Origin of the sequence: Qipengyuania polymorpha (assembly GCF_019711435.1) — a bacterium.
Classification (GTDB): Bacteria; Pseudomonadota; Alphaproteobacteria; order Sphingomonadales; family Sphingomonadaceae; genus Qipengyuania; species Qipengyuania polymorpha.
Genome location: NZ_JAIGNK010000002.1, coordinates 34,830 through 51,013 on the forward strand (window position 1 = coordinate 34,830; position 16,184 = coordinate 51,013).

Sequence of the window (16,184 nt, forward strand, 5' to 3'; positions counted from 1 at the left end):
AACCGCTCTATGACGCGCCTTGGGACGACGACAAGCACCAAACCATTGGTTATGGACCGTTTGCAATGACGATGCGCGAACACAGCGAATGACGAGCACACGCCCCCGGCTTTCTGTCGTCATGGCAGTCTGGAACGCAGAGAAGCACCTCGCCGAGGCCATCGACAGCGTGCTCGGCCAGACCATGGGCGACTTCGAATTCATCATCGTCGACGACAACAGCAGCGATTCCACCGCAGACATCCTCGCCGGCTACGCTGCGCGCGATGTACGCGTGGTCATCCTGCGCAACGACGAAAACCTGGGCCCCTACCCCAGCGCCAATCGCGCGCTCGAAGCGGCCAAAGCCCCCTTGATCGCACGGATGGACGGCGACGACATCTGCGAACCCGATCGCTTCGAAAAGCAGCTGGCATTCCTTGATGCCAATCCCGATCACCTGCTGGTCGGCTGCAGCTACATTTCCATCGACGAGGACGGGCACGAACAATTCGTGCGGCGCAATCCGATGGATTGGCGCGTAGCGGGCTGGTTTACGCGGTTCCGGATGCCGATGGTGCACCCCGGCTTCTGTTTTCGAGCGCAGCTGCCCGACGGAACGCCGGTGCGCTATGACACCAGCCTGCGCTATTCGCGCGATTACGAACTTGCAGGAAGGTTGGCGAAAGCAGGAAAGATCGCCCTGCTGCCCGACATACTCGTGCGCTATCGCATGCACTCGAGCAATATCTCGATGAGCGCCCCGGGCGAACAGGACGCCTTCGCTCGCGCGGTCGCGTGGTCGCAGGTGAGCCAGCATTATCCCGAGCCGCTTCACGCCGACCTCGCGCAATTCCTCGATGTGTCCTACCGCCAGCAGGAGCCGACTGTGGAACTCGTGCGGCCAGCCGTCAGGGGGTTGAAGGCTGCGCTCGCCCACGATTTCGGCAGCTGGCACAAAGCGCCTGCCTGGGCAAAGCGGCGGACGGCGGGCATTCTGTCCGAAGCCTTCCTCAGGGGCGGAGGTCCGCGTGCAGCGAAACTGGCGCTTCATATGGCTCTAGAGGCGCCGGAAATGATCGCGCCTTTTGCGATGCGTTTCCTCGAACTTCGCGGTGTAGTGGAGCAACGCCCCGCGCCCTAGACTTTACGCGAGCCCGCGAGTTTGCCCCTGGCCCAACCCAATGCGTAGGGCGGGAGGATGAGGGGCAGTGTCAGCCAGTCGGCCAGCCCCGGCCGTCGCGACGGGGCGGGCGCCCCGCCGACCTGCGAGCGGCCAAGGCCCGCATAGTAGAGCCGGCGCATGACCCATAACAGGCGCGTCCTTTCGCGCGACACCTCATGCGTCACGACCGCGCTGCCGACATAGCGGATCTCGAACCCGCGCTCGACGACGCGGGCGCAGAATTCGCTTTCCTCGCCGCTGAAGAGTTTGCCCTCGCGCCGCCCTAGCGTCGGGTCGAAGCGCATGTCGGGACCGAGCTTGGCCATGTCGAGTCCGAAGGCTGCACCTACTACGCGGTGCCATGGCTTGGTCTCGCTGCCCAGGTCGAGCATGGAATACTGGTCCGACACCACCCGCGCCCTCGCCCACACCGGCGGCTTGCCCGGCCAGCCCGGGACGATGCGGCTGCCAGCGACGGCGACTTTGGGATCGCTGCGCAGGACCTCGGCGAGCCGCGAGGCCCAATCCGGCTCGGCCATGGCATCGGCATCGAGATAGAGCACCAGCGGATAGCGCGCCTCGTCGAGCGCGAGATTGCGTGCGTCGGACAAACCGCCGAGCTTTCGCGCAATCATCCGGAAGGCGAGATTGCCAGCCTCGAACCGAGTTGCATCGAGCGGCTTTTCGACATCCTGCTCGATGAAGAGGACCTCGCCCTCCACGCCTTCCTGCGCCAGCGCGTGACGGATGGCGCGCGAGATCAGCTCGTCACTCTCCGCATAACGGGTGAGCGTAATGGTGACCTGTGGCAGTCCCCTGCTCTCGTCCCCCTGATGCGCTCCCGTATCCATCGCCATTGGGCTTACAAAGCGTGGAGGCGCGTCACAAGGATGTTGTCGGCATCCTCGAAGTTTGCTTTGCAGCCGCAAACGCCAGCGGGCGGAAGGGGCCTTGAAGCTTTTGCGCATTCTCATCGACATCGTGCATCCGGCCGACGTGCTTTTCTTCCTGCGACCCATCCGGTTCTGGCAGGAGCGTGGTGACGAATTACTTGTGCTCTCGCGCCACAAGGATGTGACCTGCGACCTGCTCGACGAATTCGGCATCGCGCATATCCCGGTGACCACGGCGAGCAAGGGCCTGCTCGGCCTCGGGAGCGAACTCCTGAAGCGCAGCTTCGCGACCTGGCAGCACGCGCGGCGCTTCCGCCCGGACGTCATGCTCGGCTTCGGCGGCGTCTCGATCTCGCATGCGGGCAAGCTGCTCGGCGTGCCTGCGCTGTCCTTCTACGACACCGAAAACGCCACCCTGCAGGCAAAGGTGACGTGGCCCTTCATCACCCATGTCTATGTGCCGGAGAATTACACTTCCAACCTGCCGCAAGGTCGCGTCACCAAGCTGCCCGGAGCCAAGGAGCTGTCCTACCTCCACCCCGCCGGTTTCATGCCCGACCGCGAGAAGGCCGTCGCGGCTGGCTTCGACCCCAAGCAGGACAATTACCTCGTCCGGCTGGTCGCGTGGAATGCCAATCACGACATCGGCAAGCAGGGCTGGGACGAGGCGACCTTGCGCGCTGTCATCAAGCAGCTTCCCGGCAAGGTCCACATATCGAGCGAAGTTCCCTTGCCCGCCGACCTGGAACCCCTGCTCTATCGCGGGAAATTCTCCGAAATCCATCACCTGATGGGGTGCTGCCGCCTGTTCGTGGGCGAAAGCGCGAGCATGGCTGCAGAAGCGGCTGTGCTGGGCGTGCCCTCGATTTACGCTGCCGATTTCAGGCTCGGCTACATCGATGAACTCGTGGGAGCCGGGCTGATGCAGCAGGTTCCGGTCGCACAATTGCCCGAGGCTATCGACCGCGGACTGGCGATCGACCCTTCACGGCAGGCGGAAAGGCGGGACACCTATGTCGCGTCCAAGGTGGACTGGGCGAAGGCGGTCATCGAAGCCGCCGATGCCCATGGCGAGGGCGGCAGGACCTAGGGCTTGCCGTCGAGCCGATCTTCCAGCTTGGACACACGCGTCGAGATCTGTTCGAGCAGCTTGCGATTGGCGCTGACCAGGTCGGCGAGAATACCCAGCATGACTGCGAGGAAGCCGAGCACAAGCAGGCCTGTTCCCAGCACCAGAGACTGCAGGTGCCCGTCGCCATTCCCTTCGAGGTAGAAGATGACGAAACGGACAATCGGCACCATTCCGATGAGAGCCAGTACCGCCCCGATCAGCACGAAGACACGCAGCGCATTGTGCATCGCGTAGGCACGCAGGATGGTCGTACCGGTATTGATGATGAACTGCGGGATCGAGTTGAACAGGCGCGAGGGACGGATGGGCCCGTTGGTGCGTACCGGCACCGAGACCACCGCCATGCGCTTGCGCCCGGTCTGGATCAGCATTTCCGTGGTGTAGGAAAAGTCGGTCGTGACATGGATCCGGCTGGCCGCCTCACGCGTCATTGCGCGAAATCCGCTGACCGCATCGGTGATATCGACGCCCGAAAGTTTGCGCACGGTCGAACTGCCGAGCCGCTGGAGCAGCCGCTTCACCGGGCCGAAATGCGCGTTGTCGCCCACCCCGCGGTCGCCGATGACGACGTCCGCCCGTCCTTCGACGATCGGCGCGACCAGCGCGGGGATATCCGCCCCTTCATACTGGTTGTCGGCATCGGTGTTGACGATGACATCGGCGCCTTCGGCCATCGCCTTTTCGAGGCCGCTACGGAAAGCCGCAGCCAGCCCGCGGTTGCGGCGATGGCGTACCACGTGGTGCACACCGTGCTTGCGCGCGACTTCCGAAGTGCCGTCGCTGCTGCCGTCATCGATGACGAGATATTCGACCACATCGATGCCCGGAACGCTCTTCGGCAGGCAGGCAATCGTCTCGGGCAGGTGATCTGCCTCGTTGAATGCCGGAATCTGGATAATCAGTTTGCGCATGAACCCCGTTCGCCCTCGCTGCGTCGGCCCCGTCTAAAGCAAACATGCGGGCCTGTCACAACACGCAACCGCACCTTTCCTGTGTGCTGCCAGCGGGGGCTGCTGCCCTAAGCGCGCCAGACCGACAGGTCGCGGCCCAGAATCTTCTCCAGCCGGTCGATGTCCGCCTCGATTTCGGGCGCAATCAGCGCGCGGTCCTCGGCCGGGATCTTGCCCGGCTTCTCGCCGCCCTTGTAGACCTGTCCGCGCAGCTTGCCGATGACCTTGCGCAAGGGCGCGATGGCCGACTGGGGCAGCACGCTGCGGATGGCACGGCCGATGCGCGCATCATTGAGCAGTTTCGCACCAAGCGTCTTGAGCCTGCCGCGCGGAAGCACGGTCTCGTTCTCGAATTCGAGGTCGATACGGTGGGCATCGAGGCCGAGGAAATCGTAGATCGGCTCGAGCCCGCCCGCGCCGACGATTTCCTCCATCAGCACGACGAGGCGGTCTTCTTCGGGAACGACCTCGAACAGGCGCTCGATCTGCTCGGCATAGAGGCTGGTCGAAAGGTGGCGCCAGCCGTAAACCCAGCCGTCGCGCTTGCCTTCGCGCTCTTCGCGGATGGCATCGGCAAAGGTCGGCGCAGGTTCGCGCAGGCGCGATTGCTGGTAGCGATAGGCCGAATAGGCGCGGTTGTACGGGTTGCGCAGGACGGCGATGAATTTCGCATCGGGGACCATCTCGCGTGCCAGCCGCACGGCATCGGGCGAAGGCATGTACATGGTGCTGGCATCGACGCGCCAGCGGGTGTCCTCGCCCGGCGCGAAGGCCGTTTGGAAGACCTCTTTCTCGAGGTAGTCGTTGGTCTTGTGCGCAGTAACGCTGTCGTAGCTCGACGCATCGGGGCTGAGCATTTCGTTCAGCTTCTCGCGCGATTCCGGACGCTGCGCGAAGAACATCGGTTCCTTCATCGGAATGACAAAGACGTCAGGGTGCTTGCCGAGCGTCGCCGCAAGCGACGTCGTGCTTCCTTTCATGACCCCCGGGATGATGAGGTTCGGCAGGCGATTATTTGTCATTTCCATCCATTCCGATTGCGACCGCGCGCCCCCTAGCAGATTTGCATCGCCTGTCGACACGGGCATGGGCATGCTGTTAGGCGAAATCCATGAGCACCCCGCGCGTTTTGTTCGTTTGCCTCGGCAATATCTGTCGCTCCCCGCTTGCCGAAGCGGCTTTCCGCCATACAGCGGCGGAAGCGGGTATCGAGGTCGAAGTGGATAGTGCGGGAACGGCCGATTACCACGTCGGCGAGCAGCCCGACCCGCGCAGTATCGACGAAGCGCTGAGGCATGGCATCGACATCCGCAGCTATCGCGGCCGGCAATTGCGCGCGCAGGACTTCCACGAATTCGACTACATCCTCGGCATGGACAATTCGAACATGGCCAACATCGCGCGGGTCGACCCGGGTGACGGAAAGGCGAATGTCGCAATGCTGCTCGACATTGTGCCGGGGCAGGAAGGCCGCGAGGTCGGCGACCCCTATTATGGCGGCGCAGACGGGTTCTCCGTCACCTGGAGCGAAGTCTCGGCCGGGGCGAAGGCTCTCGTCGCCATCATGCTCGATGAGCATAGCTGAAGACATCGTCGAGCGGCTGGCAGGTTCGCCGGTCGTCAGCCAGTGTCGCTACGCGGGCGGCGACATTGCCGGTGCGAGCGAAGTGCGGCTGGCCGATGGCCGCGCGCTCGTGGCCAAGCAGGGTCCGGTCGTCGATGTCGAGGCGCGGATGCTGGAGGCGATGGGGCGCAGCGATGCGCCGGTGCCGCAGGTCATCGGCTATGGTAATGATGTTCTGCTCATCGAACGGCTGCCGAACGACGGCGCGCTTTCGGGACGGGCGTGGAGCAGTCTCGCCGCTGCGCTGAATGCGCTGCACGCCGTCACCTCGGATACCTATGGCTGGGACGAGGACTATGCACTTCGTCATGTGAAAGTGCCGAATGCGCGCAAGATGAAATGGGCCGAATTCTGGGGCGAGAACCGCCTGCTATGCCACCTCCCGCATTTACCTCCAGCCCTTGCAAAACGTGTCGAGGCTCTGGCTTCGAACCTGCCTGATATCGTGCCCGGACACCCCAGCGCCTCGCTCGTGCATGGCGACTTGTGGGGTGGCAATGTGCTTATCAGCGGCGACGCGATAAGCGGCTTCATCGACCCTTGCGCTTTCTACGGCGACCGCGAGGTGGATGCGGCATCGCTCACCGTCTTCGACCATCCGCCGCCCGAATTCTTCGAGACGCTCGAACTCGAATCCGGATGGCAGGAACGCCAGCCGGTCTATCGCCTGTGGATGTGGCTGCTCCACGTGCGCCTGTTCGGCAGCGGCTATGTCGCAGCAGTCGACCGCGACCTTGCTTTACTCGGGTTTTAGTTCCGCCTTCCGAAGAACCCGCGTTTGCCTGGCATGGCCCCAGGCACCTCACCGATGACGCCGCGCGAGCGCGTGTCCGGCATGGCATCCGGCTGGCGCTTCGCCACGGGCGTGAGCTCGGGAGCACCTGCCTCGGACGGAAAGGGCGGCTCGTTCGCTCCTTTTTGCCTGTCCGCTTTTAGACCGTTGCGAAGGACGTCGGCCAGCTCCGCGTCGCTCAAGGGGTTCTCGGCGTGATCGCCTTCGAAAGCTGCCAGCAATTCATCATGCAGCGCCTCCAGCGGCCTGTGCTCCTGCCTAAGAAGGCGCTCGTGGATCGATGCCGATCCGAAGACCGAGAAAGGCCCTTCCAGCTTCAGCACCCTGTTGGAGTCCCTGCCGCCTTGTACGGTGATTTTCATGCGCTTCACCTGGCACCAATGCAGCGTTTTACTCCCGAAGACGCCATGGTAGGTGACAAAGGAATGGTCATATTCGAGGACCACGCCGCCAGAAAACAGGTAACGCACCATAGTCGGCAGCCCGAGGACGCCGAATAAGATGAAGACAGCTCCCACGAATGCGTTCTCGCCCCACGGCCTGCCCGCGATGGAGGCGCCGGTGACGATCAAGACAGTGAACACCAGCGCAAGAGCGGCCAGATAAGGTACCGAATAGCGAATTTGTGTAATCATACTCCCTCGTGTCCCGAGGTACTTACCGCGCAAGTCTTGCCAAATTGCTGCGCTACCCGCCGCGCAGGGTCTTCACGCCGAAATCCCGCTCGAAGAGGTACAGCAGCACCCGCGCCGCCTCGCCGCGCTTGCCTTCGAGACCTCCGTCGCGATCCATCAGTAGCCGCGCATCGTCATGCGCCTTGGGCAGCAGTTCGGTAATCTGCTCGAAGCTTGCCACGCTGAAGGGCGTGTCGCCCGATTGCCGTGTGCCGAGCAATTCGCCGCCGCCGCGCAGTTTCAAATCCTCCTCGGCGAGCAGGAAACCGTCCTGGCTCTCACGCATCAGGGCGAGGCGTTTCTGCGCGGTCTCGGACAGGGTCTCGCCGTGCAGCAACACGCAGAAGCTCTTCTCGCTCCCCCGCCCCACGCGGCCACGCAGCTGGTGGAGCTGGGCTAGCCCGAAACGCTCGGCCTGTTCGATGACCATCAGGGTAGCGTTGGGCACGTCGACCCCGACCTCGATAACCGTCGTTGCAACAAGCAGCCGCGCATCACCGCGAGCGAACCGCTCCATCGCGGCATCTTTCTGCTCGGGCGCAAGCTGGCCGTGGACCATCACGACATCGTCGCCAAAACGCTCCTTCAACGAAGCATAGCGTGCCTCGGCAGCGGCAATCTCTTCCGGCCCGTCCATCTCGCGCACCATGGGGCAGACCCAGAAGGCCTGTCGCCCCTCGGCAAATTGCGCCGCAAGCCGCTCGACCAGGGCGGGTATCTTGTCCTGCCCCATCACCACCGTGTCGATGGCCTGCCTGCCGGGCGGAAGTTCGTCGAGCTTGCTGACGTCGAGCTCGCCATATTGCGCCAGCGTGAGCGTGCGCGGGATGGGCGTGGCGGTCATCGCCAGCACATGCGGCGCGCGCTTGCCCTTGCTCGCCAGCATCAGCCGCTGGCCAACCCCAAAGCGGTGCTGCTCGTCGATGACGACCATGGCGAGGTTCCGGTAGGCGACCTTGTCCTGGAAAATCGCGTGTGTGCCGACGACGATATCGATGCTGCCGTCGAGCAGGCCCATCAGCGTGCCCTCGCGCGCCTTGCCCTTGTCGCGGCCCGTCAGCAGCGCGACCTGCGCGCCGGTAGGCTCGGCCATGCGGCGCAGGCTCTCGTAATGCTGGCGGGCGAGGATTTCGGTCGGCGCGAGCAGTGCGGCCTGCGCGCCCGCCTCCACTGCAATCAGCATGGCCTCGAGCGCCACCACGGTCTTGCCCGCCCCCACATCGCCTTGCAGCAGCCGCAGCATCGGCGCTTCCTGCGCCATGTCACCTTCGATTTCGGCAATCGAGCGCTTCTGCGCGCCCGTCAGCGGGAACGGCAGCTCAAGCTTGCCGCGATAGCTGCCATCGCCCTTCAGGGGCTGGCCCTTGCGTTTGCGATTGTCCGCCCGCACCAGCATCAGGGCGAGGGCATTGGCGAGAAGTTCATCATAGGCCAGCCGGTCGCGCGCGGCCTTGTCCTCGCCCTTGTGCGCCTGCACCAGCGCATCACGCCACGCGGGCCAATCAGCCTTCTCGAACTGGGTCGGTTCGATCCATTCGGGAAGCTGCGGCGCTTTCGCCAAGGCCTGCTCCACCAGCCCTGCAATACGCGGCTGCGTCAGCCCCTCGGACAGGCGATAGACCGGTTCGCTAAGCCGCTGGAGCGTATCGCCACCCTCTTCCACCACATGGTCTGGATGGACGATTTGCAGCATGTCGCCATAGCGTTCGAGCTTGCCCGCCACCCAGCGCGTCTCGCCGACGGGCAGCTGCTTCTTTGCGGTATAGGACGCGCGGCCGAAATAGGTCAGCGCGATGATGTTGCCGATACTGTCCTGCGCCAGCACGCGGTAGGGCGCGCGCGCGTTCCTTCCGCCGCGATGCTCGGTGACGGTCAGTTTGAGGACGATATTCTCGCCCTCGCCCGCCTCGTCGACATTGCCGACCGCGCGCCGCGTCACGAAACGTTCGGGAAGGTGGTAGGCAAGGTCCTTGAGCCTCGTCAGCCCCAGCTTGTCGAGCGGCTTCTTCAGTTTCGGCCCGACGCCCTCCAGCGTCTCGGTCTCGGCAAACAGGGGGTTCAGTATATCGGGACGCATGACTGCCAGTCTCCTAACGCGGTCCCGGCAAAATGCGAAGTGTCGTGAAAGCTTGCCATCCCCGAAAAATTGGAGTTTAACTCCACCCAAGGCGGAGTCCCCGAGTAATGGGACAATACAGCCAATCTCTTCGGGACGTCGTGGGTCGTGCACCTAACCTTCTGGGGGATTACCATGCTCAAGAAATTTGCATTCGGCTTTGCCGCCGCTTCGCTTGCCTTCACCGCGCCTGTTATCGCGCAGGAAGAGGAAGAGGCGCGCACCACCTACCGTATCGAATACCTCAACTTTGCGCCGGGCGGTGCGGAGAAATGGAACGAGGCGATGACGACCTATGTGAACCCGGCCCGCGCGGAGCTCGGTTTTCCTTCGCAGGAGGTCCACTGGCTGATGGCCGGAGACTGGGAGATCATGATTGTTACGGAGATGCCCAATGGCCTCGCGGTGCTCGACAAGCACCAGGGCGCGCGCTGGGATGCTCTCGACAAGAATATCGCGGCGCGGATCGGCACCGAAGCCGAAGCGATGGCGTTGAAGGCTGAAATCGACGGCATGATCCAGGGCCGCATGGTCACCTACAGCCACACCCACCCGTAAGCGGGCACAGCCCTTGATCGAGAGGGCCTCATGGGCTTAGGGGGCGCCTTCCCACCACGAAAAGGCGCCCCTTTCCTTGCCCGACATGCTGACCACCGAAGGACGTTTCTCGCGTGCCAAGTTCCGCAGCTGGCACCGCGGCACGCGCGAGGCCGACTACATGATCGGCGGTTTCTTCGACCGCTATCACGAGAGTTGGGGCGAAGAAGAACTCGCGTGGTTCGAGGCCCTGCTCGAGGAAGACGACGTGGACATCATGGCATGGGCGCTTAAGACCCAGCCCACCCCGCCCCGCTTCCAGGGCGAGCTCATCGAAAAAATGCAGAAGCTCGATTACGTCGACATTCCGCGTTGACGGGCCAAAACCGCGTTGACGGGAACGCCGGGAGGCTTACGGCGCTGACGCTGTAATGCCCGACTTCTCCCGTATCCTGAAAGCCGACAAGCAACTCACTCTCGCGCAGGTCGCGCGTGGCGCGCAGCCGCTGGTCATGGCCGACCTTGCCCGCGCCGGCACAGGCCGTGCCGTCTTCATCGCACCCGACGATGCAGCAATGCGCGGCGTTGCGGATGCGGCGCAATTCTTCGCGCCCGAACTGGAGGTCATCGAGTTTCCGGCATGGGATTCGCTGCCCTACGACCGAGCCAGCCCTGCCCTCACCGTAAGCGCAAAGCGGCTGGCCGCGCTCTTCCGCCTGCAGACGGGCAAGGCGAAGGCGCAACTGGTCGTCACCACCGCCAATGCCGTCCTCCAGCGCGTGCTCACCCCTTTCCGCATTCGCGAGAGCGTGCGCGAATTCAAACCGGGCACTGAAATCGGGCGCGAGAGCCTGTCTCTGCTGCTGCAAAAGCAGGGTTACAGCCGCACCGACACGGTCATCGACAAGGGCGAATACGCCATTCGCGGCTCCATCGTCGATGTGTTTCCGAGCGGTCTTGACGAAGCGCTGCGGCTCGATTTCTTCGGCGACGAGTTGGAAAGCCTGCGCAGCTTCGACCCGAATACGCAGATGAGCACCGGCAGGCTCGAAAACCATTTGCTGCTGCCCGCCAGCGAGGCGTTGCTCGACGAGGACAGCATCAAGCGCTTCCGTAGTCGGTACCGCGAAATGTTCGGCGCCAACGCCACGCAGGACCCGCTCTATGAAGCCGTTAGCGAAGGCCGACGGCTTGCGGGGATGGAACACTGGTTGCCGCTGTTCGAGGAGAAGCTGGTCACGTTGTTCGATCACCTCGATGCCAAGGACAGGGTGGTCATCGACAACGCCAGTCTCGCCGCGGCGGACGAGCGCATCAAGGACGTCACCGACTATTACGACCAGCGCAAGGCGGCGAGCGGACAGGCCAAGGGAAGCTACCGCCCGCTGAAGCCGGACGCGCTCTACCTGACCGACGAAGAGTTCAAGTCCGCGCTGGTCGAGGCTCCTGCCCACCGCGCCACGACTTTCGACGAGCCAGAAAGCGAGAGCGTCATCGATTTCGGCTTCCGCTCGGGCCGCGATTTCGCCCCAGAGCGCGCGCGCGGAGACAATGTCTATCCGGTTCTGGCCGACCATCTCAAAGCGCTGGGCAAGGCAGGCAAAAGGCCGCTGCTCGCCGCCTATTCGACCGGCAGCCGCGCGCGTATCGCCTCCATCCTGTCCGAAGCTGGCGCACCTGTGCAACTGGCCGATAGCTGGCAGGAAGCGCTCGGCCTTTCCGCCAAGGGCAAACCGGCGGCGATGGTCCTCCCGCTCGAGGCCAGCTTCGCCAATGACGAGATGGAGCTGCTCACCGAGCAGGACATTCTCGGCGACCGGCTCGTGCGCCGCAAGAAGAAGCGCAAGGATGCCGACGCCTTCCTCGCCGAACTGCAGGCGCTCGCAGTGGGCGACCTCATCGTTCATACCGAGCACGGTATCGGGAAATATCTCGGCCTCGAACCGGTCAGCGTCGGCAAGTCCAAACACGACTGCGTCCAGCTGGAATACAAGGGCGGCGACAAGCTGTTCATCCCGGTCGAAAATATCGACGTGCTCAGCCGCTACGGCTCCTCCGAAGAGGCGGTCATGCTCGACCGGCTCGGCGGCGAGGCATGGCAGAAACGCCGTGCGCGCCTGAAAGAACGCATTCGCGAGATTGCCGGCGAGCTGATGCAGGTCGCAGCGCAGCGCGCGCTCAAGAAGGCGCCGGTGCTCGAGGTGGACGAGCCGACTTACAACCAGTTCCTTGACCGCTTTCAGTATGAGGAAACCGACGACCAGGACCGCGCCATCGCCGATGTCCTTTCCGACCTCGAAAGCGGCAAGCCGATGGACCGGCTGGTCTGCGGCGATGTCGGTTTCGGCAAGACCGAGGTTGCGCTGCGCGCCGCCTTCGTCGCGGCGATGAACGGCGAACAAGTCGCCGTGGTCGCGCCCACCACCCTCCTCGCCCGCCAGCATTTCGAGAACTTCAGCCAGCGCTTCAACGGCTTCCCGCTGAAGGTCGGCCGCCTCTCGCGCCTCGTTTCCGCCAAGGAAATGAAGGAGACGCGCGAAGGCCTCGCCAAGGGCGATGTCGACATCGTCGTCGGCACGCATGCCATCCTGTCGAAGCAGACCAAGTTCAAGAACTTGGGGCTAGTCATCGTCGACGAGGAACAGCGCTTCGGTGTCACGCACAAGGAGAAGCTGAAGCAGCTGCGCGCCGATGTGCACATGCTCACCCTCACCGCCACGCCGATCCCGCGCACGCTGCAGATGGCGATGACGGGCCTGCGCGAACTGTCCACCATCCAGACCCCGCCGGTCGACCGTCTGGCCGTGCGTACCTACGTCATGGAATGGGACGACATGGTGATGCGCGAGGCACTGCTGCGCGAACACCACCGCGGCGGGCAGAGCTTCATCGTCGTGCCGCGCATTTCGGACATGGAGCAGATTTCCGACTGGCTGCACGAGAACGTGCCCGAAGTGAAATTCGTAGCTGCCCACGGCCAGATGGGTGCGGGCGAAATCGAGGAGCGAATGAGCGCCTTCTACGAGGGCAAATACGACGTGCTCCTCGCCACGACCATCGTCGAAAGCGGGCTCGACCTGCCGAGCGCGAACACCATCATCATCCACCGCGCCGACATCTTCGGCCTCGCCCAGCTCTACCAGTTGCGTGGCCGCGTTGGCCGGTCGAAACTGCGCGCCTATGCCTACCTCACTTACGAGAAGGACGTGGCGCTATCCGAAGTGGCAGAGAAGCGCCTCAAGGTGCTCGGCGACCTCGACAGCCTAGGCGCAGGCTTCCAGCTGGCGAGTCACGACCTCGACATTCGCGGCGCAGGCAACCTCCTCGGAGACGAGCAATCGGGCCACATCCGCGAGGTCGGCTTCGAACTCTACCAGTCGATGCTGGAGGACGCGATCCTCGCCGCCAAGGCGGGCGAACTGGGCCTCGAAGCCAAGCGCGAGACCGTGAGCCCGCAGATAACCGTCGATGCGCCGATCATGATCCCCGAGGATTACGTCCCCGACCTCGCCGTGCGCATGGCGCTTTATCGCCGCCTGAACGATGCGGAGAACATGGGCGAAATCGAAGCGCTGGCAGCCGAGATGATCGACCGCTTCGGCCCGCTCCCCTCTGCCACCGAAAACCTCGTCCGACTTATCCAGATCAAGCTTCAGGCGATGGAAGCCAATATCTCCAAGATCGATGTCGGCGCGGCCGGAACTTTGGTTACGTTCCACAATGACGACTTTGCCGACGGACCCGGCCTCATCGCCTACGTCGACAAGCTCAAGGGCACGGCCAAGCTGCGCCCCGACATGAAGCTGGTCATCAACCGCGCATGGAATTCGCCCGAGAGCCGTCTCAACGGCCTGTTCCAGCTGACCAAGGGTCTGTCGGGAATCGTGCGCAAGGCAAAGCGGCGGGAAAAGGCTGCAGCCTAGCGCATCGCGCGGTTCAGGAATGCATGCGGCGCCATGGGCTGCGCGCGCAGGAAGCCCTGGTAATATTCGCAGTCCTCGGCGGCGACGAAATCGCGCTGCTGCTCAGTCTCGATCCCTTCGACCAACACGCGCAGGTCGAGCGCCTTTGCCATGCCCATGATGGCCCGGAAAACAGCGCGGTCGCGTTCATCCTCCAGCACACCATCCACCATCGAACGGTCGAGCTTGATGCAGTCTATCGGAAGCACCTTCAGGTAGCGGAAGTTACAAAAGCCCGCCCCGAAATCGTCGAGCGCGATGCGTGCGTCCAGCACCTTGAGCTGCTGCAGCACGCGGCTGACCCGGTCGAGGTCCGAAAGGAGGACCTGCTCGGTAATCTCCAGGGTGATCCGCGAAAGCGGGAAACCGACCTTGTCGGCGATGCGCGCGAATTCGATGGCGAAATTGTCCACCGCGAGGTCGGAAGGTGTTATGTTGATCGAGAGCCGCAGATGGTCCGGCCAGCTTTTCGCTTCTTCCATCGCGCGCACGGCGATGTGCCGCGAAAGATGGGCGATGTGGTCCGCTCGCTCGGCAATCTGAAACAGCGTACCTGCACCGATGCGACCGACGATGGGATGATGCCAGCGCGCCAGCGCTTCGGCTCCGATGAGCCGGTCGTCGACGAGCGAATATTGCGGCTGGAACAGGATCTCGATTTCCTGACGATCGATGGCGGCAAGAAGATCGCCCTCAAGCTGGATGTTCGTCCGGGCGGCATTCGCGACCGCCCCGCTCGACCAGTCGATACGCCGGCCGGGCGAGGCCCGCATGCGCGCGGTCGTTTCCGAAAGGCGATCGAGCATGGTGTCGATATCGTCGTTCTCGCCCGCACTCATTAGCGCGATCCGCGGCGAAAGGCGCAGGCTGCTGCCGCCAGACGGGTTGGCGATGGGCGAGGCCAATGCGTCCGCCAGCGCTTCCGCGAGCCATTGCCAGCGCTCGCTACTGCTTTCCGCGCGCGATACCAGCATGAAGGTCCCGCCCGAAACACGCGCGGCAAGCCATGGGTGGCTTTCCAGCTCGTCGTTCGCAAAATGGCGGATGCGATGGGCAACCTCGACAAGTGCCCCGTCACCGGCGGTTTCACCAAATGCAACGTTTACGGTGTCGATGCGCCCCAGGGTGATCAGCATCGCATGGAGCGGACAGGGACCTGTGCTTTCCGGCCATTCTGCGCACCATGACGTAACGGTCGCGCGCAGTTGCGCGAGGTCTCCCAACCCCGTCAAAGCGTCTTGCGTATCGCGAATCGTATCCATGGGCACCGTTGCCATTTGTGCACCCTAGCATTGCTTTACTGTTTATTAAGTATGAAATCGACCGTGTTGCCAAACGGGACGCCTGTCCATAGGGATGGCTCCAGAGGCACCAATTTCGCGGTGTCCGGTGGCAGGGACGGGAAATGCCGGAATTCGAGCGACTTGCACTACTCGTCTCCGACTCCGAGCGGGCGCAGGAAGCTGCAGACACCGTCTTTCGTCCCCTTGCCGACTGGGTACCGATGGACGAGGCAGAGGCGGTGGTCGTCATCGGCGGCGACGGATTCATGCTGCAGAGCCTGCACAGCATGCTCGATACCGGCCGTATCCTGCCTGTTTACGGCGTGAACCTCGGCACGGTCGGTTTCCTGATGAACAAGAACCGCCAGCCGGACAAATTGCTGGGACGCATCGCACGGGCCAAACCCCACACCATCACCCCGCTGTCGATGGAAGCGGTGACGGTGGGCGGCGAAACGCACCGGTTCTGCGCCATCAACGAAGTCTCGCTGCTGCGTGAAACCCGCCAGACGGCCAAGATCGAAGTCGCGGTCGATGGCAAGGTTCGCATCAAGGAACTCGTGTGCGACGGCGTGCTGCTGTCGACGCCTGCAGGTTCCACCGCCTACAACCTCTCGGCGGACGGGCCCATCCTGCCGCTGGATTCGCAGCTACTTGCGTTGACCCCGATTTCGGCTTTCCGCCCGCGCCGCTGGAAGGGCGCCATCCTGCCCGACCGCAGCCAGGTCACCTTCCGCGTGATGGAGGCGGACAAGCGCCCGGTCTCGGCGGTTGCCGACCAGCGCGAGATTCGCAATGTCGCCGAAGTGCGCCTCGAAATCGCCCGTGAGAATGGGCTGACGCTCCTGTTCGACCCCGGCCACGCGCTCGACGAACGCATTGTTTTGGAGCAGTTCGTGTTCTGATTTGGGCGGTGTTGCAGCATCGGTGCATTTTTTTCGAAAAGCCCGCTTGCAAAACCCAAATCACGTCCATATACGCGCGGCCTGCCTTCGGGTTGCTCCCCGATAGCTCAGCGGTAGAGTAGGTGACTGTTAATCACTTGGTCGTTGGTTCGAATCCAACTCGGGGAGCCA

The 16,184-nt window shown here is 63.4% G+C and carries 14 protein-coding genes and 1 tRNA gene; 9 read left to right on the plus strand and 6 right to left on the minus strand.

The window, feature by feature from the left end; genetic code table 11:
• Window positions 1-88 precede the first annotated feature (88 nt).
• The gene (locus K3152_RS05505; protein WP_221573134.1) at window positions 89-1,123 is read left to right on the plus strand and encodes a glycosyltransferase family 2 protein; all 1,035 of its coding nucleotides are present in this window, start codon (window positions 89-91) and stop codon (window positions 1,121-1,123) included.
• On the opposite strand, the gene K3152_RS05510 is transcribed toward K3152_RS05505, so the two are convergent.
• Window positions 1,120-2,001 carry a glycosyltransferase family 2 protein gene (locus K3152_RS05510; RefSeq protein WP_221573135.1) on the minus strand — a complete coding sequence of 294 codons (882 nt, stop codon included), beginning with the start codon at window positions 1,999-2,001 and terminating at the stop codon, window positions 1,120-1,122. The genes K3152_RS05505 and K3152_RS05510 overlap by 4 nt on opposite strands.
• Before the next feature lie 94 nt (window positions 2,002-2,095).
• Here K3152_RS05510 and K3152_RS05515 point away from each other — a divergent pair, with 94 nt between their 5' ends.
• Window positions 2,096-3,127 carry a DUF354 domain-containing protein gene (locus K3152_RS05515; protein ID WP_221573136.1) on the plus strand — a complete coding sequence of 344 codons (1,032 nt, stop codon included), beginning with the start codon at window positions 2,096-2,098 and terminating at the stop codon, window positions 3,125-3,127.
• Here K3152_RS05515 and K3152_RS05520 read toward each other — a convergent pair.
• The gene (locus K3152_RS05520) at window positions 3,124-4,080 is read right to left on the minus strand and encodes a glycosyltransferase family 2 protein (RefSeq protein ID WP_221573137.1); all 957 of its coding nucleotides are present in this window, start codon (window positions 4,078-4,080) and stop codon (window positions 3,124-3,126) included. The two genes, K3152_RS05515 and K3152_RS05520, sit on opposite strands and share 4 nt — an antisense overlap.
• A 107-nt stretch (window positions 4,081-4,187) precedes the next feature.
• The gene (locus K3152_RS05525) at window positions 4,188-5,141 is read right to left on the minus strand and encodes a sulfotransferase (protein ID WP_221573138.1); all 954 of its coding nucleotides are present in this window, start codon (window positions 5,139-5,141) and stop codon (window positions 4,188-4,190) included.
• An 89-nt stretch (window positions 5,142-5,230) separates the two neighbouring features.
• Here K3152_RS05525 and K3152_RS05530 point away from each other — a divergent pair, with 89 nt between their 5' ends.
• On the plus strand, window positions 5,231-5,704 hold the full coding sequence (locus tag K3152_RS05530) for a low molecular weight protein-tyrosine-phosphatase (RefSeq protein WP_221573139.1): 474 nt from the start codon (window positions 5,231-5,233) through the stop codon (window positions 5,702-5,704).
• On the plus strand, window positions 5,691-6,497 hold the full coding sequence (locus tag K3152_RS05535) for a fructosamine kinase family protein (protein WP_221573140.1): 807 nt from the start codon (window positions 5,691-5,693) through the stop codon (window positions 6,495-6,497). Before K3152_RS05530 ends, K3152_RS05535 begins: the two co-directional genes overlap by 14 nt.
• Here K3152_RS05535 and K3152_RS05540 read toward each other — a convergent pair.
• Window positions 6,494-7,171 carry a hypothetical protein gene (locus K3152_RS05540; protein WP_221573141.1) on the minus strand — a complete coding sequence of 226 codons (678 nt, stop codon included), beginning with the start codon at window positions 7,169-7,171 and terminating at the stop codon, window positions 6,494-6,496. The genes K3152_RS05535 and K3152_RS05540 overlap by 4 nt on opposite strands.
• A gap of 52 nt (window positions 7,172-7,223) precedes the next feature.
• A complete protein-coding gene (recG, locus tag K3152_RS05545) occupies window positions 7,224-9,287 on the minus strand; it encodes an ATP-dependent DNA helicase RecG (protein WP_221573142.1) in 2,064 nt (687 codons plus the stop codon).
• 174 nt (window positions 9,288-9,461) lie between these two features.
• On the opposite strand from recG, the gene K3152_RS05550 reads away from it, so the two are divergent.
• The 3 genes from K3152_RS05550 (at window position 9,462) to mfd (ending at window position 13,786) form a co-directional block, all read left to right on the plus strand.
• On the plus strand, window positions 9,462-9,884 hold the full coding sequence (locus tag K3152_RS05550) for a hypothetical protein (RefSeq protein WP_221573143.1): 423 nt from the start codon (window positions 9,462-9,464) through the stop codon (window positions 9,882-9,884).
• 85 nt (window positions 9,885-9,969) lie between these two features.
• Complete coding sequence (locus K3152_RS05555) at window positions 9,970-10,239, plus strand: FAD assembly factor SdhE (protein WP_221573690.1); 270 nt, start codon at window positions 9,970-9,972, stop codon at window positions 10,237-10,239.
• Window positions 10,240-10,294: 55 nt separating this feature from the next.
• Window positions 10,295-13,786 (plus strand): transcription-repair coupling factor, encoded by a 3,492-nt coding sequence (gene mfd, locus K3152_RS05560; protein ID WP_221573144.1) that lies wholly within the window; start codon window positions 10,295-10,297, stop codon window positions 13,784-13,786.
• Here the strand turns inward: mfd and K3152_RS05565 are convergent.
• A complete protein-coding gene (locus tag K3152_RS05565; protein WP_221573145.1) occupies window positions 13,783-15,102 on the minus strand; it encodes a bifunctional diguanylate cyclase/phosphodiesterase in 1,320 nt (439 codons plus the stop codon). The two genes, mfd and K3152_RS05565, sit on opposite strands and share 4 nt — an antisense overlap.
• 128 nt (window positions 15,103-15,230) lie before the next feature.
• Here K3152_RS05565 and K3152_RS05570 point away from each other — a divergent pair, with 128 nt between their 5' ends.
• Together K3152_RS05570 and K3152_RS05575 are read left to right on the plus strand one after the other, a co-directional pair.
• Window positions 15,231-16,013 (plus strand): NAD kinase, encoded by a 783-nt coding sequence (locus K3152_RS05570; protein ID WP_221573146.1) that lies wholly within the window; start codon window positions 15,231-15,233, stop codon window positions 16,011-16,013.
• A gap of 96 nt (window positions 16,014-16,109) precedes the next feature.
• Window positions 16,110-16,184: transfer RNA gene (locus tag K3152_RS05575), tRNA-Asn, on the plus strand.

What these genes read in the sequence shown, in the direction of transcription:
- K3152_RS05525 (WP_221573138.1), bottom strand. Translation starts at nt 5,141, where the DNA reads ATGACAAATAATCGCCTGCCGAACCTCATCATCCCGGGGGTCATGAAA.
- K3152_RS05535 (WP_221573140.1), top strand. Translation starts at nt 5,691, where the DNA reads ATGAGCATAGCTGAAGACATCGTCGAGCGGCTGGCAGGTTCGCCGGTC.
- K3152_RS05540 (WP_221573141.1), bottom strand. Translation starts at nt 7,171, where the DNA reads ATGATTACACAAATTCGCTATTCGGTACCTTATCTGGCCGCTCTTGCG.
- K3152_RS05520 (WP_221573137.1), bottom strand. Translation starts at nt 4,080, where the DNA reads ATGCGCAAACTGATTATCCAGATTCCGGCATTCAACGAGGCAGATCAC.
- K3152_RS05510 (WP_221573135.1), bottom strand. Translation starts at nt 2,001, where the DNA reads ATGGCGATGGATACGGGAGCGCATCAGGGGGACGAGAGCAGGGGACTG.
- K3152_RS05530 (WP_221573139.1), top strand. Translation starts at nt 5,231, where the DNA reads ATGAGCACCCCGCGCGTTTTGTTCGTTTGCCTCGGCAATATCTGTCGC.
- mfd (WP_221573144.1), top strand. Translation starts at nt 10,295, where the DNA reads ATGCCCGACTTCTCCCGTATCCTGAAAGCCGACAAGCAACTCACTCTC.
- K3152_RS05550 (WP_221573143.1), top strand. Translation starts at nt 9,462, where the DNA reads ATGCTCAAGAAATTTGCATTCGGCTTTGCCGCCGCTTCGCTTGCCTTC.
- K3152_RS05505 (WP_221573134.1), top strand. Translation starts at nt 89, where the DNA reads ATGACGAGCACACGCCCCCGGCTTTCTGTCGTCATGGCAGTCTGGAAC.
- recG (WP_221573142.1), bottom strand. Translation starts at nt 9,287, where the DNA reads ATGCGTCCCGATATACTGAACCCCCTGTTTGCCGAGACCGAGACGCTG.
- K3152_RS05555 (WP_221573690.1), top strand. Translation starts at nt 9,970, where the DNA reads ATGCTGACCACCGAAGGACGTTTCTCGCGTGCCAAGTTCCGCAGCTGG.
- K3152_RS05565 (WP_221573145.1), bottom strand. Translation starts at nt 15,102, where the DNA reads ATGGCAACGGTGCCCATGGATACGATTCGCGATACGCAAGACGCTTTG.
- K3152_RS05570 (WP_221573146.1), top strand. Translation starts at nt 15,231, where the DNA reads ATGCCGGAATTCGAGCGACTTGCACTACTCGTCTCCGACTCCGAGCGG.